The sequence below is a fragment of the Streptomyces sp. NPDC057486 genome, from assembly GCF_042802415.1.
Lineage (GTDB): Bacteria > Actinomycetota > Actinomycetes > Streptomycetales > Streptomycetaceae > Streptomyces > Streptomyces yanii.
Map to the genome: position 1 here is coordinate 1 of NZ_JBHVEE010000081.1, position 19,540 is coordinate 19,540.

Here is a 19,540-nt window from a genome sequence, read left to right on the forward strand (position 1 = left end):
TCCGGTGCGTGCGATCGCAAGGCGGAGGGTCGTCCTCGTACTGGACGTACGTGGACGACCCCGACAACGCAGCGAGCGTGCGTGCCGGGCGTCGCGGGGCAGGCGGGACTTCCGACACACGCCCCAGGGCTGCGACCGGCAAGGGCTACGGCCTCTAACCCGGGCCTGTTTCCCGTACAACAGGCCCGGGTTTCGCGCCCACCGGCCTGCCCCCCAGGGTCCCCCTAGGGGATGTCACAGCTCGGCCGCAAAGGAGGCCGGGTTCCCCGGCTCACCCACCGCACACACGCGGACCAGGTACGTTCGATTACGTGGCTGGATTCAGGATCGGACGCGGCCGGGACAACCGCACCCCTCGACAAGGGCACCAACAACCGCAGCAGCAGCCGTACGGCACGCAGGCACCACCGCCGCCGTACGGACAGCAGCCATGGCCCCCGGCGGGAGGCAACGGCGCCCCGTACGGAGCCCGGCACCCCGGCGGGCACCAGGGCTACAGCGGCGCGCACGGCGAACCCGAATACTTCGGCGACCCGTACCACCAGCCCCACCAGGGCGACCCGTACGCCAACAACCCGGGTCACACCCAGGCGTTCAGCATCAACGAGGACCCGTACGGCGACGGCAACACCTACCGCGCCGGCCAGGCACCCGCCCCGCCCGCAGGTCCCCGCCTGCACTGGAAGCAGCTGCTGAGCGGCGTCGTGCTGCGCCCCGGGCCGACGTTCTGGCAGATGCGCGACTACCCCGTCTGGGGCCCGGCGCTCATCGTCACGTTCCTCTACGGGCTGCTGGCGCTCTTCGGCTTCGACCAGGCCCGCGACGACGCCATCCACGCAACGATCTCCACCGCCGTCCCGTACGTCCTGCTGACGGGCCTCGGCTTCGTCATCGGCGGTCTGGTCCTCGGCGCGGTCACCCACACCCTCGCCCGCCAGCTCGGCGGCGACGGCGCCTGGCAGCCGACCGTGGGCCTCTCCATGCTGATCATGTCGATCACGGACGCCCCACGGCTGATCTTCGCGCTCTTCCTCGGCGGCGAGAACTCCCTGGTCCAGGTCCTCGGCTGGATAACCTGGCTGGCGTCGGCCGCACTGTTCACGTCCATGGTGAGCAAGTCGCACGACCTGCCGTGGCCCAAGGCACTGGGTGCGTCCGCGATCCAGCTCATCGCACTGCTGTCGATCATCAAACTGGGCACGATCTGACGACCGCGTCCCACGACCATGAAGAAACCCCCGGCACGGAACACCGGGGGTTCTTTGCTGTCACAGGCCCGTGGAACACAAGCAGCCAAAGGCCGAGGGCAACACGGCGGATCTGACCGCCTGCCGGGCGTTGAAGCAAGCGACCCGCGGCACCGACCGGGGCGGCGAGCGCGTCGTGGGCCTGGCTCCGGGCGCGGCATCAGCTGCCCTTGGCCTGCGTTCGTGGGAGAGCGACCGCCGCGGCCAGCCCACCGAGACCGATGACGGCCAGGGTGATCATGGCGGCTGCGTAGGCTCCGTGGGTGAGGCCGGAGACGAGGATGGTGCCGGCGACCGCGGTGCCCAGGGACGATCCGAGGTTCGACACGCTGCGGGACAGGCCGGAGATCTCGCCCTGCTGCTCCTCGGGGAAACTCGACTGGACGATGTTCACCGAGGGCGTCAGCATCACGCCGAGGCCCAGTCCGATGAACAGGAGCCCGGGGGCAAGGGCCCACGGGTTCGTCGAGCCGCCGGCCAGCGCGACCAGGACGACGATGCCGACGAGGGTGGTGACGAAGCCCGTGATGACGAGCGTCCGCTGGGGACGGCGCTCGGCGAGGCGTTCGGCGGCGAGCGACGACACGAGCAGACCGAGCGTCGCGGCCGTGAAGATGACGCCGGTCTCGATGGCGTCGTAGCCGCGGACGACCTGCAGGTAGGCGGCGACGGTGAACGACGAGCCCATCAGCAGCAGCCACTGGATGTTCTGGGTGATGAGCCCGAGGTTGGAGGTCCGGCTGCGGAACAACGCGGTGGACAGCAGGGGTTCCTCCCCCGCCCGCTCCTTGGCCCGGATCGAGCGGAAGAACCCGTACATGACGAGGAGGCCCGAGGCGAGCAGGACGATCATGAGCCAGATGTTGTCGTCGGCCGCGAGGATGCCCATCACCACGAGGACGAGGCCGACGGCCGAGAGCACCGCTCCACGGGTGTCGAAGGGCCGGGCGGGGTCGGGCGGCAGGGGGTCCTCGATGTGCCGGCTGAGCACGACGATCACGAGGACGACCAGGGCCTGGAACACGAAGGCCGCGCGCCAGCCGATCCCCGAGGTGATGAGTCCGCCGATCAGCGGCCCGGCGGCCGCGCCGATGCCGCCCAGCGCCATGATGACGCCGAAGGCGCGGGCACGTGACGTCAGGTCCGTGAACAGGAGCGTCGTGAGGATGTAGACGGGCGGGATGAGCAGGGCCGTGCCGATGCCCTCCAGGATCGAGTTGCCGAGGATCAGCAGGCCCAGGCCGGGGGCGGCCGCGCTCAGCAGGGCGCCGACGCCGTAGACCGCGAGTCCCACGAGGAGGCAGCGCTTGCGGCCGTAGCGGTCGGTGAGCTTGCCACCGGGGATCATCAGCGCGGCCATGACCAGCAGGAAGATCGTGATGGCGGTCTGCACGCCGTGGACGGTGGTGCCCAGGTCCTCGCTGATGTCGTTGATCATCACGTTCATGTTGGAGCCGGCGAAGCTGCAGATGAACTGCGCGAGCGCGAGCGGGGCGAGGACCCGTCGCTGCGCCTTCGACGGCTGGGGTGAGGTTCGTGCTCCGGACACCGTTGTCGCCTCCGCACGTCCGCCCGGGGGGGCGTCACGCCCTGCCCGGGCCGCCGCCGGTCCCGGCCCCGGATTCGGGCCGGCTCTCGGCGCGGTCGAGCTGCTCGTCGAGAGCCATGGCCGCCGCGATCAGAGCGAGGTGGGTGAACGCCTGCGGGAAGTTGCCCAGTTGCTCGCCCGAGGGGCCGATCTCCTCGGCGAAGAGCCCGACGTGGTTGGCGTACGTGAGCATCTTGTCGAAGGCGTACCGGGCCTGTTGCAGCCGGCCGGAACGGGCGAGGGCCTCCACGTACAGGAAGCTGCACAGGTTGAACGTGCCCTCGGAGCCGCGCAGCCCGTCGGGAGACGCCGTCGGGTCGTACCGGTAGACCAGGCTGTCGCTGACCAGCTCGCGGTCCATGGCGTCGAGGGTGCTGAGCCAGGCGGGATCCCGCGGGTCGAGGAAGCCGACCCGTGGCATGAGCAGCAGGGAGGCGTCGAGGACGTCGCTTTCGTAGTGCTGCACGAACGCCTGCCGCTCCTCGTTCCAGCCGCGCTCGACGATCTGCTCGAAGGCCGCGTCGCGGACCTCCGCCCAGCGGTCGACGTCGGCGGGGCGGGAGAAGGTGGTGGCCAGGCGGATGCCGCGGTCGAAAGCGACCCAGGTCATCAGCCGGCTGTAGGTGAAGTCCTTCTGGCCGCCGCGGGTCTCCCAGATTCCCTCGTCGGGCCGGTCCCAGTTGTCGGCGAGCCAGTCCAGGACGGCCCTGATCGCCTTCCAACCGCGGACCGCCCCCATGTCGTGGCCCTGCGCCAGGGCATCGGCGGCCTCGCCGTAGATGTCCAGCTGCACCTGGTCCGCCGCGGCGTTGCCGGCCCGCACCGGCGCCGAACCCATGTACCCCGCAAGGTGGTCGAGGACCTGCTCGGTGAGCTGGGGGTCGCCATCGACCCGGTACATGATCTGCAGCGGGTTCCCCGTCCCGGTCCCGCCGGCCTCGATGCGGTCGCGCAGCCAGCGGCGGAAGGCGTGGGCCTCCGCCTCGAAACCCAGGTCGATCAGGGCGCGCACGGACAGGGACGCATCACGGATCCAGGTGTAGCGGTAGTCCCAGTTGCGTTCGCCGCCGATCTGCTCCGGCAGTCCCATGGTCGCGGCGGCGATCGGCGCGCCGGTCGGGGCGTAGGTGAGCAGTTTGAGGGTGATCGCCGAGCGGTTCACCATGTCGCGCCACCGGCCGCGGTAGGTCGAGGAGCGCAGCCAGGAGAGCCAGAAGGCCCAGCAGGACTCCAGCTCCCGGGTGACGTCGTCCAGGGACGGCGGGCCGGCGGCGGGCTCGCCGCTCGGGACGCTCGTCAGCACCACGGCCGCCACCTGTCCCATGCCGAGCGTGAATCGGGCCATGACGTCGTCACCGTCAGCGGTGAGGACGACGGGCGCGGTGGCCTGGACGTGGAGGTCGGTTCCGGGACCGTGGAGGACCGCCGACCGGTCATCGGACCGGGACAGGGTGTGCGGGGCGCGGCCGTAGTCGAAGCGCGGGCGGCAGCTGAACGTGAACGGCAGGCTGCCCCGGACGACGCGGGCGACCCGGACGATGCGGTGCCGGTCGACGGGCCCGGCGCCCTCGACCGGCGTCATGAAATCGACGACCTCGCCGACACCGCCGGGTGCCAGGAACCGGTTGACCAGGACGGCTGTGTCCGCGAGGTAGAGCTGCCGCGTCGTCGCGCCGCTCTGCTCGGTGAGGTCGGCGGCGAATCGGCAGTGGCCGCCGCGTTCGGGGTCGAGGATCGACGCGAAGACGCTGGGCGAGTCGAAGCGGGGGGCGCACCACCAGTCGATCGTGCCCTCGGACGTCACCAGCGCAGCAGTCTGAAGGTCACCGACCATGCCATGATCAGCGATTGCCGGATAACTGACCACACGTCCTCCTCCGGCCGAACCCGAGCACCCAGACGTACCGATCACGGCCGTCAGGACCACAGGGGAAGCACAGCGCGGCGCCGTGTGCCTTCCCCGTCCACGAACCCGGACCGGGGACCAACGTCGGCAAGACGGTGCGCGCCTGGCGGCGCGTACCCGATTCACAGTGTGCGCCTCGTCGTAATTCAGCGCATGCCGAACCAGCCCGCCGACGCCGGCCGCGGCGACTGGCCAGGGCTGCGGATTCCGGCAGATGCAGAGGTCACAGACACAGCCCCGACGTGGCGGGCCGAACGCAGTGTCATGCCCATGTCTCGCTCTCGATCCGGTTGAACCGACCGGAGGAAGCGGGGTGCTCGACCTGCCGTCCGGGCAGGACGGACCGGAAGTGGAAGGCACGCGTACACAGATCGCCGACCCTGCCGACGGCTCCGGCACGGCAATGCCGGCACCTACCGTGCCTTCAGGGCTACAGCGCTTCCTTGTTCCCCTTGATCGGTTCGCCCGACTTGCTCACCGGAGGCAGGACGGACCACGGGAAATTGATCCAGCGATCGGTCTTCTTCCACACGTACTCACACTTCACGAGCGAGTGCGGCTTCTCGTAGATGACCGCGCTGCGCACCTCGGCAACGTGCCCGATACAGAAATCGCGCACCAGCTTCAGCGTCTTCCCGGTGTCCGCCACGTCATCGGCGATCAGGACCTTCTTGTCCGAGAAATCAATGACGTCGGGAACGGGCGCCAGCATCACCGGCATTTCCAAAGTGGTGCCCACGCCGGTATAGAACTCGACATTCACCAGATGAATGTTCTTGCAGTCCAGTGCGTACGCCAGCCCGCCGGCGACAAAGACCCCGCCGCGCGCGATGCTCAGCACCACATCAGGCTCGTAGCCGTCGTCGGCCACGGCCTGCGCCAGTTCACGCACGGCATGACCGAATCCGTCGTACGTCAGATTCTCTCGTACGTCAGTCATGGTCCGGCATCACACCTGGGTCCGGTGGAAATTCATGAACGAACGCGAAGCCGTCGGCCCGCGCTGCCCCTGGTAGCGCGACCCGTAGCGCTCGGAGCCGTACGGGAACTCCGACGGCGAACTCAGCCGGAACATGCACAGCTGGCCGATCTTCATGCCCGGCCACAGCTTTATCGGCAGCGTCGCAAGATTCGACAGCTCCAGCGTCACATGCCCGGAGAACCCGGGATCGATGAACCCTGCCGTCGAATGCGTCACGAGCCCGAGCCGCCCGAGCGAACTCTTGCCCTCCAGCCGCGACGCAAGATCGTCGGGCAGCGAAATGACCTCGTACGTCGAGGCAAGCACGAACTCGCCGGGGTGGAGGATGAACGCCTCATCCCCGTCCGGCTCGACCGTGCGCGTCAGATCCGCCTGCTCGACGGCTGGGTCGATATGCGGATAACGGTGGTTCTCGAACACCCGGAAGTAGCGGTCGAGCCGCACGTCGATGCTCGATGGCTGCACCATCGACGGGTCGTACGGATCAATGCGGACCCGCCCGGCGTCGATCTCGGCCCGGATGTCCTTATCTGAGAGAAGCACGCCCCGAGGATACGCAGAACGCGCGGGCCCGCCCCAACCGGACCGCCCCGCGCGTTCTGCGACGACCGTCCGCCGCCGCTCCTGCCCCCTGCTGCTACCGCCGCTCGAACTCCACCGGAACGGCCTGCCGCAACCGGGCACATCGCGGACAGCGGATAAGCCGCCCGGGACCGATCCGGCCGGCCCCGAGCTGCTGCATCGGGAACGAAGCGGTAGCGAAAATGTGCCCTTCGGCACAGCGGACGACGGTGCGCTCCATGGAGTCCATCAAGTCCCTTCCCCAACGAGCCTTGGACGAGAAAGCCACATTAGGGGATGAACAGGACGCCACTCCAGGCGGCACTCCGACTATGCACGCTACGCCCCCAACTCCCGCCCACAGCAACCGTATCCATCCTCGACGCATGACACACAGGCCCCCGGTTCGTACACCGGGGGCCTGCCATGGGGTAGAGTGTGCGACGATGCAGCTGATCATTCAGTGCGCTTCGCGGGTGTAGTTTAATGGTAGAACATGAGCTTCCCAAGCTCAGAGCGCGAGTTCGATTCTCGTCACCCGCTCCATGAAAAAGCCCCAGGCCAACGGCCCGGGGCTTCTTTGTTGTCCGGACCTGCCCAAGCGTCTCGTGCCACATCCGCGCCAGGTGCCTGGTCATCCGCCGCTTCGCGTCGAGCCCGTACGAGCTGGTCGAGGCCGGCCGCCACCTCGCGCTGCCGCTCCAGGTCCGAGTGCTGATGGATGAGCGCGGCCCGCTCGGTCGACTGCCCAGCCCGCACCATCGTGTCCTTCAGCGTCGCCCCGGAACGGGTCGTGAGCGTGTGCCCGGTATGACGAAGGTCGTAGAAGCGAAAGCCGTCAGGAAGACCGACCTTCGTACGCGCAGCACGCCACTTTCGCCCGAAGGTGGACGGCGGAACGGCTTGCCCTTCTCCCCCACGAACAGCAGTCCGTCCGGTCCCTTCTCCGCACACCGGTCGAGATGCCGACAGAGGTCGGCCCCCGGAAGGCCGACAGAACCACGAGCGTTCACCGAACGGCTCCCCGAACTCCGCGCCCCCCTCCTGCGGCTCGCCAGTGCTGCGACCGGAAAGGTTTGCCGGGCGCCCACTTGTGAGGCCCTCTCAGCAGGGGGCCGTTCCGGAGAGGCCGTTCATGTGCTCCCGGGGTGAGCTGCTCCCGCCGATTCGTGCACCTGCCGCGGGTGGGGAGGGAGTTGGGCCTCGAGTCCGGCGAGGAGGGCGCGCAGGCCGCGTTCGAGGGTCTGCGCGGGAGCGGCGGCGTAGTCGGTGGCGGCGGGCTGTGTCAGACGCGCACGAAGGCGGGGGAATTCCTGGGCGACCTCCGCCGCCTTGGTCATGGTGGCTGCGATGAACTCCTGCGGATCGTGGCCGTCGCGGCGCAGGCGCCGGTCGAGGGAACCCATGGCCGCCGTGCCGAGCGCGTTGCCGAGCACGTAGGTGAAGACGGCTGCGGCGACCTGGTCGGCGTCGGCGGGGGCGAATCCGGCCTGCTCGTACAGGGCGATGCAGTGGTCGTCGTACCGCGCCTTTCCCCGGCCGTAGAAGAGGTGGGAGCCGAATGCCTGCACCAGCCACGGATGGCGCTCAAACATGGCGTTCAGGTCGACGGCGAGCGACACGGCCGCGCGACGCCAGTCGGCCGCGTCCGGTTCCGGCAGCTCGATCTCGTGCCAGACCAGGTCTCCGGCCAGCAGAACGAGGTCGTCCTTGTTCTTGACGTGCCAGTAGACCGCTGTGGCCGCGCTGTCCAGGCGCTTGCCGAGGCTGCGCATGTTCAGGCCTTCCATGCCTTCCTCGTCGAGCAGTTCGACGGCGGTGCGGACGATCTGATCGCGGGTGAGCGTGTTGCGTGGCATGGACTCACGATAGAGCGACCCCAGGCTCTTGCACAAAGTTCAAATACCTTCTTGCACATAGTTCAAGTCCTCGGCTAACTTGTACTTGCACTTAGTTCAAGACACTGAGCGCCGAGGCCGGCGCACCATCCCGAGGGGAACCAGTCGTGAACGTTTTCGTCGCCGCCATGCAGCTGTCCGTCGCCGGTGCCTTCGTCAGCATCCCGGTCGTCCGGGCCCGCTTCGGGGCAACCGCCACCGCCGCCGCGCAGGCCGAGCTGAGCCGCCAGGGCGTGCGAACCACCGTGCTGGAGGAGAACGGGATGCGCTTCGACGCCGGCGGCCACGAAACCTGGGCCCCGGTGTCCATCGCCACCGTCCTGGCCGCCACCGCGGCGCTGAACCTCATCGGCAACTCCTTTGCCGGGTTGCTCAGTTGGATCGTCCTGGGCCTGATCGTGGCCATCAACTGCGTGATCCTCTACAGCAACCTGACCGCCACCACCTCGGTCCAGGCCGCCTTCGCCCGCAAGGGCGACCCGGAGCTGACCCGCATCGACGTGGCCGCCCTGCTGAAGGCCGCCGAGTCCGGCTTCCCCCGCTGGGTCTGGATCCTGCAGAACGCCCGCCACGTCATCGTCTTCGGCGCCGCCGCCCTCGCCCTCACCGCACTCGCTCTCGCCTGACCCCGCACCGGGCGCCCGGCCACACCGCGACTGAACCACGGCGGCGCACCCAGGCCCCACGCGCACCAGATGCGCACCAGAGAGAGCGGAGAACAGCGGTCGACAACAAGCGCCCGGCAAGCTCAGCCACCAGACGCCAGGAAGTGCAGGTCCGACCGGCGGTCGGCGGGGCGTTCGCCGCTTCGACCGTTCCGTGTCGTAGCCGGTCGCCAGTACGGCGTGCACGAGCGCGAGCAGGGCGTACGTCCCTGTGTCCTTGCTCCCGGGCCGGTGACTCCCTGCAAGGTCCCTCTCCGGCGCTCTGCGAAGTCCTTCGTCGGGCAGCCACACTCCGGCCTCCGAGATTTCCCCAGTACAGAAGGGGGGCTGGCCCCACCATCGACCGCCCAGTTGCCCGGATGGTGCAGCAGGTTTCGGACAACGAGGCTGAACGCATACGGATCCACCAAGCAAAAGGGAACTCTCTGTGTTCAGCTTCAAGCCGCTGCGCCGCCGTACCGCCCGCACCGCTGCAGTCGGCGCTCTCGCGGCCGCGGTCTGCGTCACTGTCATGGCCGGCAGCGCCGGAGCCATCGTCAACGGGTCGGACTCCACCGAGAGCTACCCGTTCATGGCGACCATCCCGGAGTCGGCCCCGGACCAGGGTCTGATCGACGGGAACTGCGGAGCATCGCTGATCGATCAGCAGTGGGCGCTGACGGCGGCTCACTGCCTGAAGGTCGAGGGCATCAAGCTGGACGGCATCGTGCGGGTCGGCAGCGACCACCGCAAGTCCGGCGGCACCGTCCGGAAGATCGACCGGACCTTCGTCCACCCCGGCTATGTGAACGGCGACAACAAGGCCGCCAACAAGAACGACATCGCGCTGATACGCCTGGACCGCCCGGTCGCCCAGCAACCCATCAAGATCGCCGAGCAGCCCGGGCCGCCCGGCACACCGACCCGCCTCCTGGGCTTCGGCACCACCGTCGACACCGAGTTCAAGTTCCCGGACCGACTGCAGGAGCTGAACACCCGTAGGGGCGCCGAGTCCGAGTGCGCGCCCGGCTACGCGGACCGGACCCGGCTGTGCACGATCACCACCGTGCCCAAGGCCATGGCGTGCTTCGGGGACTCCGGCGGACCTCAGGTCAAGAAGGGCCGGAACGGCCGGTGGGAGCTGATCGGCGTCACCTCGGGGCCCGGCGCCCCGAAGGTGCCGTGCTCGCAGGGCCCCGGCCTCTACACCAGCGCGCCCGCCTACGCAGGCTGGATCGACAAGACCATGAAGACCAACAGCGCCCAGCCGACTGCGGCCAAGGGCTCCGACCTCGCCGAGACCGGCACGAACGACAACACCACGGCGATCACCGGCGTGGCTGCCGCGCTGATCGTCGCCGGTGGCGGCACCGCCCTCGCAGTACGCCGCCGCAGGACCCGCCACGCCGCCTGAGCGAAACCGCCGCACCCCAACGGCGGACCCCTCTCCAGGGGCCGCCGCCCCGCTGCTGAAACTCATCGACAAACGCTGTCGCAGAGGAGTGCTCGATCGACTCCTCAAGGCCCGGGCACAGCTGCCTCAAGGCATGCAACTGCTGTTCGTCGAGGGGATCGCCCGCCGTCCCTTCAACGCCGCTACTTCGACGAATACGCAACGCAGCTGTGGGCCGATCACCCGGAATGGTCTGCTGAAGCCGGTCGGGGTGACCATGCCGTGGGTCGCGGTGGGTATCGCCGTGGTGGCGGCGGCCGCCCTGGAGCTCGTGTGGAGGTGGGTCGACCGCCGCTTTCCCGCGTAAATCCGTTTATCCGTCACCGGCCCCGCGTCTACGGGGCCAGGGGCTGCTTCACGTCGGCTTGCCTCACGCCGACTTACTTCACGTCGATGTAGTCACCCGCGGCGCTGACCGCCGCGGTGGACGCGATACCCGCGTAGGTGAAGCGGTAATAGCCATCGGTGGACGCCGTGACCGTGGTCTTCAGCGCGCCGCCCGTGGTCGACTTGATGCCCTTGACGTTGGTGTAGTTCGTGGTGCCCGCCTTGCGGAACTGCAGCACCACCGACTGGCCGCTGAGGCCCACGTACTTGTTCGACTCCCAGTCGGCACGGGTCAGCGCGCCGGTGACCGTGATGGTCTTGCCCTTCACCACCGGCTCCGGGGACGCGTTGACCGTCAGCTTCGACATGCGCTGCAGGCTGAAGCCCTTGGCGTTGTCCTTCTGGACGTAGTCGGCGTCCGTGCCCTGAGCGATCGCCCAGACCTTCCAGCCGCCGGCCAGCTTGTTCAGCAGGTCGTAGTTGGCGTCGACAGTGAAGGTGTGCTTGCAGGTGGAGGTCGTGTCGTTGACCTTGGTGCAGACGGCCTCGCCCTCGTTGGGCACCACGCCGCCGTCGAGGTTGTCGAAGGTCGAACCGTGCCACAGCACCGCGGTCGCCCACTCGATGCCCGAGTTGTCCGTGGCGGTGAAGCTGACCGTGAAGGTCTTCTTCGTGGTCGCACCCATGACGACGGCCTTGCCGCCGTTTACGACCACGTTCGAGATCGTGGTGTCTCCGCTGACGTCGTCGGCCGAGTTGACCGCCGCGTCGGTCTCGGCGCTCTGCGTGAACGAGGAGACGGTGTTGCTGTCATCCGCCTGCGCCGCCGGGACGGCGAGGGCGGAGAGGGCCAGGGCGCCTGTCACTGCGGCGACAGAGGCACGAATGCGCATGTGTTTCCCCATGTCTGAAAAAGGGGCGCACGGGACAGCTCTCTTGCATGCTTCCGCGGCGCCCGATCCAGTCAGTCTCTGAAGTCTGCTGACTCCACTGATCAGACGTGGGGCACCAGTGAATGGTTGTGCAACTCCGTGAAATTTCTTCGAGTACGCGTTTATGCGGGTCATTACGGAGTCCGTCACCCATAGCCATTGACCAACTATGGCTAACAAATAGGGAATTGCAGATTACGGGTTACGGAATGCTGCATGTCCAAGGGCTGTCCGAGGGCGATCAACGACGACCGGTGCGGACCACTGACGACAGTCGTCCGGCTGCGCCACCGATCGGCCAATGGAGGCGCAGCCGTACCACCGGGCCGGCGTGATCGGACGGCCACAGGCCCGTGGGAGTCCGGTCCCTCACCTTGTCTCCGATCACGCGGGCGGAGACAGCCGAAAGGTGTGTGGGCCGGTAGAAGACGTAGTCGATGCGCGAGCTGAGCTTGGACGGCAGGTTGCGCAGATCGGGGTCCTGAACGGCGGTGAATCCGCCCCCGGGGCCGTGGATGGTCCGCCAGGCGTCGTCGTAGCCGCCGGTGGTGAACGTGCCGTACGGTCCGGTCACTTCGGTGGGCGGGGCGTTGAAGTCGCCGAGGGCGGTGACGGGATAGGGCGACTGTGCCGGCGCGGCGTACAGCTCCTGCCCCTGGGCGTTTCGAATGGCCGGTACCCCCGGCTGCAGGTGTGTGGTGGCCACCCGCACCCGTGCCGGCTTGCCCTTGAGGGCGACGTCCACCGCGGACCAGCCTCTCGGGAAGCTGAAGGTGACTCCGAACGGGGTGGTGATGACGAGCTTCGACAACGACCCGTACTCGCATGATTGCGCGGACGTGAGTGCGAGAGTCCGTCGGTCGGGCAGCGCCGCTCAAAATCACTCGTTTTCGTGACAGCAACAGCAGCAACACCGAAGACCACCGCGACCGCAGGGAAGGAGGCCGGCCGGAATGCGACCGGAACAGGCGGTAGCGCTGCGCCAGGTGGAGTCGGCGGCGGCGTCGGCGGTTGTGCTCGTCGCGGGTCTTGATGTCAGTGCGGGCGAGCCTCACTCACCGCACGGGGAAGCCGAAGGAGTACCCCTGCTGCTTCAGCCAGGGCAGGATCTCGCGCAGAGCGGCCACGGTCTGGGAGCGATCCCCTCCCGCGTCGTGGAAGAGGACCGTCGGCCCGTCGGAGATCTCGCTCTTGACGGTGGCGACCATGGTGTCCACACCCGGACGCTCGAAGTCCTTGGAGTCGACGTTCCAGCCCAACGGTCGCATCCCCCGGGACGCGGCGAGCTGTCGGCTGTACGGGGTGAAAGCACCGCCGGGGGCACGGTAATACTGCGGCCGGACACCTCCGGACGCCTTGGTGATCATGCGTTCGGCATCCAGGATCTGCTGGGACTGGTATGCCTCGGACTTGGTGTCCATGGTGGTGTCGTGCGAGACCGTGTGGTTGCACAGCCGGTGCCCCGCCGCCACGACCTCCTTGACCAGGTCCGGGTGCGCCTGGGCCTGCGTGCCCACCATGCAGAACGTAGCCTTCACACCGCTGTCCTTCAGCAGTTGCAGCACCTGCGGCGTCCAGACCGGGTCCGGTCCGTCGTCGATGGTGATGTTGACGCCCCGAGCGCCGCGGTCCGAGGCGTGCGCGATGTCCGCCGCCACCTTGGCCACGGTCCGGTCCTGAGGCCGGGCGTCCGGCGCCGAGATACGCGCTTGCGGCTGCCGCCCTCCGGCGGTGTCGGCCTGCGCGGTCCACACCGAGGTGGCAGCTGCCATCGCTGTCACCCCGAGCGCCGCCGCGAGAAGCCGGACGTGCCATCCCCTTCCCTTGTGCCTTGCCATGTCCGCCCGCCCCTTTGCTGTCTCCGCCGATGCCGTGCACTCATGAAGACATACGAACGCCCCTACAAGATCCCCCTGTTACCGATCGCAGAAGAATCCGCAGAGAACCGGCGACAAACGTAGAAGCCCCGCGACAGATGAGGCGCGCAACGACAACGAGGGCTGCAGGGCGGGCTGCAGCCTCACTCCGGCCCAGCCTCACGCGGCGGAGATCGCCGCCGTGAAGGAGGCCGTATCGTCCCTGTTCGTCAACGCCCGCACCGACTCCTAACGGCTCGGCGGTCATGGGACGGAGACGCGGCACCGTCTCACGTCCCGTCAACGAGCGGACTACGACACGGTGTTCGTACCGGGGTCATCGACCCGGCAGGAATCGCCTCACTCGTCGGCGTACCGGGAGCGTTGCGGGTACGGCGGGTGAGCGGGGAGGCCACGCGCAGGCAAAAGTGCAGGCGCTCGCGGGGCGGGCGGCGCCGCGGGACTCGCAGAACACCGCACCCAGGGTCCTGTGGCATTGATCACAGCGAAAGCACGGACAGGGAATACAACTGCACCCTTTCGCCATTTCTGTCGGTCGCGGTGCTGTGGTATTGACCGGAGCAGGTGAAGAACTCATGATGGTCGACCGTTGCCCCGGCCATACGATCACCTCAAGTCGCATCTGCGTGCCTCATTCCGCCGCGACCCCCTTCTTCTCTTTTTTCGGACACCGAAGGGCTCTTGTGAAGATTCGCCCAATTCTTGCCACAGCTGTTGCCGCCGCAGTGACCATGCCTGCTCTCCTGCTGTCGGTCACCCCCGCGTTCGCCGACGACAAGCCGGCAGCGCAGACGCAGGACAAGCCATCCATCGAGGAGCTGGAAAAGGCCGCCGCCATCGCGAAGGCAGCGTACGAGGACGCCGTAGAGGCCGAGAATGCCGCCGAGGCGGCCTTGAAAGCGGTCCTGTCCGACACCAGTCCTCTGACCGTGGCCGCCAAGGCCGCCGAGGCCGCGGCGGCGGAGGCCGCCACCGCGAAGGCGGACGCCGACCAGGCGGTCCTCGACGCCCAGGCCGCGGTCGACGCCCTCCCGGAGACGGCCACCGAGGAGGAGAAGACCGCCGCCGCGACCAAGCTCACCGAAGCGAAGGCCGACGCCAAGACCGCCGACGAGGCCAAGACCGCCGCCGACGCCGAGGTCGTAAAAGCCCTGGACGCGCGGGACGACGAGCGGGTCGCCGCGGCCCGGAAGCTGGACCAGGCGCAGAAGGCCACCAAGGCGGCGCTCGCTGACATGACCGCCGCCGACGAGGCTCTGGCCAAGGCGAAGGAGGAGGGCGGCGAGGACGGTGAGGCCTGCGTCCCCGAGGCCGAGCTCACCACGGTCGTCACGGGTCTGCCGTCCACCGTCGTCGCCGGCACGAAGGTCACCTTCAATCTCCGGGTGACCAACGGCACCGACAAGACGATGGACGAGGTGCTTCCGTTCGCCTACGTCCACGCGACCGACCGGAGCGGGCTCAACAGCATCGATGACCTGGTGCACCTGCAGTGGTCCTCCGCCTCGTCCTCGAAGTGGAAGACCGTCGACAACGAGCACTACATGGACGCCATCAGCCCGCTGAAGGCCGGCGCCCACGCCGACATCAAGATGCGCCTCACGATCGACGCCTCGGCCCCCGCAGGCAACGGCGTCACCTTCGTCGCCGGTGACTACTTCAACGACAACGGCACCTGCGGCGGGAACCCGGACCTCGAGGGCTACGAGTTCCTGATCGCCGCCGCGGGCAGCAAGCCCGGCAAGGTCGACGACGCCAAGCCCAGCACGACCAAGCCGAACACCTCGGACCTCAAGGCGCAGAGCGGCACGTCGGCCCGTCCGGTGAGCGGCAGCCTCGCTGCCACGGGCTCGTCCTCCGCGACGTCGCAGCTTGCCCTCGCGAGCGGCGCGGCCGTAGCGATCGGCGGGGGCGCGATGTACCTCGTACGCCGTCGCAAGGCCGGCTCCCACGCCTGACGCATGAGGCGGGGTGCCGACCGGGCACCCCGCCCCACGCGCCGGCCGCCCAACGGGCCCGACACCGAGCAGCGGTGGAAGTTCTCCGGCATCCCGGCCTCGCTCGGGTAGCGCTCAGCCCACACCCTGGCGCAACTCGGTTCAGACGAGCCCGGGTTGTGGTTCCGGTTGCCGCGCCGGCGCGGTCCTCGGTTTCCACAGTGCGTTGGTCCTGACGTAGCCGTAGACCACTGAGGTCATCGCCAGCATGAGAAGCGGTCCGGACACCCACGGATGCTTCGCCATCTCCAGCGGTAGATAGCGATAGGACACCAAGAGCGCAGCGAAGACGGTTGCGCCGCAAGCGACCAGCTGGACCCCTGATCGATCCCAGCCGTGGTCGAGCGAGCGCAGAGCTGCCTCGATCGTGAGCGTGAACACCACGCCGGCAATGAGATCCGCGCCGTAATGGTAGCCAAATCCCAGCGTTGCGCAGAGCGTGGCTATCAGCCAGAACGTGCCTGCGAATCGCAGAAGCCGCGGGCCCGTCCGGGAATGAATGAAGATCGCGGTGGCCCACGCTGTGTGCAGGCTGGGCATGCAGTTCCGTGGGGTGATCCCGTCGAATGGCATGTGGTGCGGGGTATTGATCGGCGGCGGCGTTTCCGGCCACAGGTCGGCCACCGCCCATTGCTCGCTGGACGGCGTTTCCGACCACAGGCTGACCGTCGCCCAGTGCTCGGCGCCGGTGCCGTAGGCGAAGATCGGTCCGACCACGGGGAAGATCATGTAAATGGCGGGCCCGAGGAGGCCGATCACCAGAAACGTGCGCACCAGATGATGGCCCGGGAAGCGGCGCTCGACCGCCACGTTGCGCAGTTGATACAGCGCGACGACGACCGCGGCCACCGCGAGCTGACCGTAGACGATGTCGAGAAAATTGAAGCCGATCGAGCCGGTGGCCGTGACGATCCGGCCCATCAGCCACGACGGGTTGCCCAGCGCGTGATCGGCGGTTGCCACGTACTGGTCGAGCACCGTTGGGCGGGTCTTCGAAGTGATGAGTAGCCAGGTGTCGCCGGTCTTGCGGCCCGCCACCAGCAGCAGGCCCAGCCCGACGCCCTTCAGCAGCAGGACACGTTCCCGGCCGGTACGGCGAGTGACAGCGATGACCGCACAGCCCAGAAGAACCCACAACGCACCGTTGCCGAAGGGGTGGCCGCCGGTCATCCTGGCGCCGACCGCCCACCGGACCACCAAGAAGGCGACGTCGATACCGATCGCGGCGGCAGCCGCGATGAACCGTTGCCGCCAGGTGAGCACCACCATCATCAACGCCATGCCGGCGTACAACAGGAAGCCTGATTTGGGAGGGAATATCAGCTCTCGCGCCTGGCCGGCGATCGGCCCCGGCAGGCCGTAGCGACGTGCGGCGATCTCCAACGCGATGAGGAATCCGAGGGCCGCGACACCCGCCACGACCCAGAGTCTTATTCGTGGTTGACGCCACACGGAGAACATGGCCCTCCTGCTTATTCGCGAAAAAGCCCGCGATGGTATATGTCTCAATTTTCAGCCGATTTTCTATATTTTGATTGAAAGTCAGGGTGGGTTCGCTCGCCACTTTCCGGCCGGCGCTGCTTTCTCCCTCACCAAAAGCAGCCCGCCCGACGGGGAAGACCGAAAGACCACACTCCGGGTTCCGCCTCGTTCATGGTGCGGTATGGGACGCGTCGCCCGATCGTTCGCCCCGGCTCAGCAGTCCGTGCCGCCCGGCCCGGCCGGTCATCGGTCCTGGCCCAGGAGCAGCGGGAGTTCGGTGCGGGAGGTGATGCCGAGCCCGGGGAAGGCCCGGTAGAGATGGTGGCCGACCGTACGGGGGCTCAGGAAGAGCTCGGCGGCGTACTCCAGCAGTGACGTCCTGCCGATTCCGGCCTCACCGTGGATCACCGGCGCACTGCTCGCACCGTCATCGGCACGCGAAAGCATCCGGTCCTGCTCGGTCCCCCGCCCGTACAGCATGGAGCAAACCTACCCAACGCCCCCGCCTTCCTGATCAACACATCAAGAGCAGCTCACACCCTGGGCGCCCGGCTCGCGACGCCTGGCACGCACGCTCGCTGCGTTGCCGAAATGCCCTGGTAGCTCCTCTGAGTCAGGCCGACCGATGTGTCGGACCGTCAGACTCACGTGGCTCTCCGGACGTCCGATCCACTCGATCACGGGAGTCGTCGTCCTGTCCGGGCACGTCCACCTCAATGCGCTCCATCGCATCTCGGTCACCGACGCCGCCGCCTGGCATCGGGTCGTCACCGCCTCGATGGCCCACGACTTGCCCGGAGTACCGCCTCCCGGCCCCGGGCAGATCCACGCCCAGCTCACCCGACCCGCGTTGGACAGCCGACGGCTGACCTGGCTGGCCACTGGGGCGGACGGCGTCCCGGTCGGCGTCGCAGGCCTGCGGCTGTTCACCTCTGCGGGGAGAGATGCCGGGGCGGGCGTTCCTTCCAGATCCGCGGCGTGGCAGTCGGACGCACTGGGTTTCCGCTCCTACCGGCGCACGCGCGAGTTCCAGCTCGACGTGCCCGCGAACTGATTCCGTAACCCCATTCGTCCCGAAGGAGCGAGCAGCCCATGTGCAAGCTGACCCACCACGTCGCCGCCACCGTCGACGGCTGCATCGCCGGCCCGGACCACCCCACGGCGCGGAACGAGAACACCGCCCTACCCGTGCTCACTCCCTCGACCGACGACGTCACCGTCCTCACGGACGCCACCATGACCGGCCTGGCGGAACCCAGCCGTGGCAGCGCGCCGAACTCGGCACCTGGACCGACCTGAACGTCGTCGTGGTGGTCCCTGCTGCGGCGCGGGCGGGGAGACGCAGGTCACAGGCGTTCATGTCACATCCTGTCGAGCTGTGCCGTCGTAAGTGTGCAACCACCGACGACGACAGAGGAGATCACCATGAGTGCCCGTCTGGACGCCTTCAGCAGTCCGACCATCGGCAAGGTCTTCAAGCACATCATTGCGGCAGGCAAGGTGCTCGCGGACTCGACGCTGCCGACCACGACGCAGGAGCTGGTGAAGCTCCGCGCCAGTCAGATCAACGGGTGCGGCTTCTGCACCGACATGCACAGCAAGGACGCCGCCGCCGCCGGTGAGACCTCGGTACGTCTCAACCTGGTCGCGGCGTGGCGGGAGGCCACGGTCTTCACCGAGGCCGAGCGGGCCGCGCTGGAGCTGACGGAGCAGGGCACCCGCATCGCGGATGCGGCCGGCGGGGTCACGGACGAGGCGTGGGCGAACGCTGCCAAGCACTACGACGAGGAGCAGCTGGCCGCACTGGTGTGCGCGATCGCCCTCATCAACGCCTTCAACCGGGCGAACGTCATCATCCAGCAGCCCGCCGGCGACTACCGGCCCGGCCAGTTCGCATAACCAGGAGTGCCCGGCCACGGACTGCCGGTGCATCCACGGCTGGGGCATCACACACCCCGGGCGCCCCTCGCCGGGGCCCGGGGTGTTGTTCCGGTCCGCCCGGCGGTCCTGCCGGATCCGTGCCGGATCGAGCAGTGAACGACTTCCCTTGATGGTGGGGCACGACACCGACGCCTGCTCGTCAGCTCCTGCCGTCGTCCGGGGCCCGCTCAGCGGCCTGGGGCTGCCGTGCTCCCCCGCAGCAGGGGCGAAAGCGGTGCCACAAACCTACGATGGCTCGAGAAGGCGCCATCAAGTCGAACCGGCATTCCAGAGGAGGCCGCGATGGTGGAGCACTTTGTCTGGGTGACGACACGCCGCATCAAGCCGGGCGCGTTGGAGGAGTTCGAGAGGGCCTGGCGCCCGGATCAGTACCCGCAGGCGCTGCGCCGCGCCTACGCGTACTGGTCCGAGGACGGGCAAGAGATCACCGGGGTGTCGTTCTGGGACACCAAGGAAGCGTGCGACTCCTGGCGGGCCTCCGCGGCGGAGACACAGCGGCGTGCGGCCATGGCCCCTTACATCGTCGAGGAGCGGGAAGGCTTCTACCGCGGCCGCGAACTCGGGGTCGGGCACGCCTGACGCCGCCGCGGTCCTTGTACCCGCGTCCCGGAACGCCGAGCGAGGACGGACAGCACCGCCCCGTCGGCCCCGCGGACACCGACACCGGCCCCCATCGATCCCCCGGGGGCGACAATGGAGTCGTGG

The 19,540-nt window shown here is 68.2% G+C and carries 19 protein-coding genes, 1 tRNA gene and 1 pseudogene; 10 read left to right on the forward strand and 11 right to left on the reverse strand.

Features of this window, described 5'->3' with window-relative positions:
• Nucleotides 1–311 precede the first annotated feature (311 nt).
• On the forward strand, nt 312–1,208 hold the full coding sequence (locus ACFU6I_RS30700) for a Yip1 family protein (protein WP_384372536.1): 897 nt from the start codon (nt 312–314) through the stop codon (nt 1,206–1,208).
• 199 nt (nt 1,209–1,407) lie between these two features.
• Here ACFU6I_RS30700 and ACFU6I_RS30705 read toward each other — a convergent pair whose 3' ends face one another.
• From ACFU6I_RS30705 to dcd, 4 genes are all read right to left on the reverse strand, one after another.
• Nucleotides 1,408–2,694: an MFS transporter gene (locus ACFU6I_RS30705; RefSeq protein ID WP_384372596.1), complete on the reverse strand. Its 1,287-nt coding sequence runs from the start codon at nt 2,692–2,694 to the stop codon at nt 1,408–1,410.
• A 136-nt stretch (nt 2,695–2,830) separates the two neighbouring features.
• Entirely contained in the window at nt 2,831–4,669 is a 1,839-nt protein-coding gene (locus ACFU6I_RS30710; protein ID WP_384372538.1) for a glycoside hydrolase family 15 protein, read from the reverse strand.
• Between the two features lie 502 nt (nt 4,670–5,171).
• Nucleotides 5,172–5,681, reverse strand: a complete 510-nt coding sequence (locus tag ACFU6I_RS30715) for a phosphoribosyltransferase (RefSeq protein ID WP_384372540.1) — start codon at nt 5,679–5,681, stop codon at nt 5,172–5,174.
• 9 nt (nt 5,682–5,690) lie between these two features.
• Nucleotides 5,691–6,266, reverse strand: coding sequence for a dCTP deaminase (dcd, locus tag ACFU6I_RS30720; RefSeq protein WP_037695496.1), 576 nt, complete (start codon nt 6,264–6,266; stop codon nt 5,691–5,693).
• A 490-nt stretch (nt 6,267–6,756) separates the two neighbouring features.
• Between dcd and ACFU6I_RS30725 the strand changes: the two genes are divergently transcribed.
• Nucleotides 6,757–6,830: transfer RNA gene (locus ACFU6I_RS30725), tRNA-Gly, on the forward strand.
• Nucleotides 6,831–6,884: 54 nt separating this feature from the next.
• Here ACFU6I_RS30725 and ACFU6I_RS30730 read toward each other — a convergent pair.
• Both ACFU6I_RS30730 and ACFU6I_RS30735 read right to left on the reverse strand, forming a co-directional pair.
• Nucleotides 6,885–7,324, reverse strand: a pseudogene (locus ACFU6I_RS30730) (site-specific integrase); the annotation flags it as partial.
• Nucleotides 7,325–7,417: 93 nt separating this feature from the next.
• Nucleotides 7,418–8,143 carry a TetR/AcrR family transcriptional regulator C-terminal domain-containing protein gene (locus ACFU6I_RS30735; RefSeq protein ID WP_384372542.1) on the reverse strand — a complete coding sequence of 242 codons (726 nt, stop codon included), beginning with the start codon at nt 8,141–8,143 and terminating at the stop codon, nt 7,418–7,420.
• Between the two features lie 146 nt (nt 8,144–8,289).
• Between ACFU6I_RS30735 and ACFU6I_RS30740 the strand changes: the two genes are divergently transcribed.
• From ACFU6I_RS30740 to ACFU6I_RS30750, 3 genes are all read left to right on the forward strand, one after another.
• A complete protein-coding gene (locus ACFU6I_RS30740) occupies nt 8,290–8,808 on the forward strand; it encodes a hypothetical protein (RefSeq protein ID WP_384372544.1) in 519 nt (172 codons plus the stop codon).
• A gap of 466 nt (nt 8,809–9,274) precedes the next feature.
• Nucleotides 9,275–10,240 (forward strand): trypsin-like serine protease, encoded by a 966-nt coding sequence (locus tag ACFU6I_RS30745; RefSeq protein WP_384372546.1) that lies wholly within the window; start codon nt 9,275–9,277, stop codon nt 10,238–10,240.
• 133 nt (nt 10,241–10,373) lie between these two features.
• Nucleotides 10,374–10,586, forward strand: a complete 213-nt coding sequence (locus tag ACFU6I_RS30750) for a hypothetical protein (protein ID WP_384372600.1) — start codon at nt 10,374–10,376, stop codon at nt 10,584–10,586.
• A 73-nt stretch (nt 10,587–10,659) separates the two neighbouring features.
• Here the strand turns inward: ACFU6I_RS30750 and ACFU6I_RS30755 are convergent, their stop codons facing one another.
• From ACFU6I_RS30755 to ACFU6I_RS30765, 3 genes are all read right to left on the reverse strand, one after another.
• Nucleotides 10,660–11,499 carry a DUF5707 domain-containing protein gene (locus ACFU6I_RS30755; protein WP_384372548.1) on the reverse strand — a complete coding sequence of 280 codons (840 nt, stop codon included), beginning with the start codon at nt 11,497–11,499 and terminating at the stop codon, nt 10,660–10,662.
• 280 nt (nt 11,500–11,779) lie between these two features.
• Complete coding sequence (locus ACFU6I_RS30760; RefSeq protein ID WP_384372550.1) at nt 11,780–12,349, reverse strand: endonuclease/exonuclease/phosphatase family protein; 570 nt, start codon at nt 12,347–12,349, stop codon at nt 11,780–11,782.
• A gap of 244 nt (nt 12,350–12,593) precedes the next feature.
• Nucleotides 12,594–13,376: a polysaccharide deacetylase family protein gene (locus ACFU6I_RS30765; RefSeq protein WP_384372552.1), complete on the reverse strand. Its 783-nt coding sequence runs from the start codon at nt 13,374–13,376 to the stop codon at nt 12,594–12,596.
• A 722-nt stretch (nt 13,377–14,098) separates the two neighbouring features.
• Between ACFU6I_RS30765 and ACFU6I_RS30770 the strand changes: the two genes are divergently transcribed.
• A complete protein-coding gene (locus ACFU6I_RS30770) occupies nt 14,099–15,373 on the forward strand; it encodes an LAETG motif-containing sortase-dependent surface protein (protein WP_384372554.1) in 1,275 nt (424 codons plus the stop codon).
• Nucleotides 15,374–15,514: 141 nt separating this feature from the next.
• Here the strand turns inward: ACFU6I_RS30770 and ACFU6I_RS30775 are convergent, their stop codons facing one another.
• Both ACFU6I_RS30775 and ACFU6I_RS30780 read right to left on the reverse strand, forming a co-directional pair.
• The gene (locus ACFU6I_RS30775) at nt 15,515–16,873 is read right to left on the reverse strand and encodes a phosphatase PAP2 family protein (RefSeq protein ID WP_384372556.1); all 1,359 of its coding nucleotides are present in this window, start codon (nt 16,871–16,873) and stop codon (nt 15,515–15,517) included.
• 264 nt (nt 16,874–17,137) lie between these two features.
• Complete coding sequence (locus ACFU6I_RS30780; protein ID WP_384372602.1) at nt 17,138–17,374, reverse strand: hypothetical protein; 237 nt, start codon at nt 17,372–17,374, stop codon at nt 17,138–17,140.
• 145 nt (nt 17,375–17,519) lie between these two features.
• Here ACFU6I_RS30780 and ACFU6I_RS30785 point away from each other — a divergent pair, with 145 nt between their 5' ends.
• The 4 genes from ACFU6I_RS30785 to ACFU6I_RS30800 all read left to right on the forward strand — a co-directional run bounded on the left by ACFU6I_RS30785 (nt 17,520) and on the right by ACFU6I_RS30800 (nt 19,414).
• On the forward strand, nt 17,520–17,948 hold the full coding sequence (locus tag ACFU6I_RS30785; protein WP_384372557.1) for a hypothetical protein: 429 nt from the start codon (nt 17,520–17,522) through the stop codon (nt 17,946–17,948).
• Nucleotides 17,949–17,986: 38 nt separating this feature from the next.
• Complete coding sequence (locus ACFU6I_RS30790) at nt 17,987–18,193, forward strand: hypothetical protein (protein WP_384372559.1); 207 nt, start codon at nt 17,987–17,989, stop codon at nt 18,191–18,193.
• A 126-nt stretch (nt 18,194–18,319) separates the two neighbouring features.
• A complete protein-coding gene (locus ACFU6I_RS30795) occupies nt 18,320–18,793 on the forward strand; it encodes a carboxymuconolactone decarboxylase family protein (protein ID WP_384372561.1) in 474 nt (157 codons plus the stop codon).
• Nucleotides 18,794–19,117: 324 nt separating this feature from the next.
• A complete protein-coding gene (locus tag ACFU6I_RS30800; RefSeq protein WP_384372562.1) occupies nt 19,118–19,414 on the forward strand; it encodes a hypothetical protein in 297 nt (98 codons plus the stop codon).
• Nucleotides 19,415–19,540: the final 126 nt, after the last annotated feature.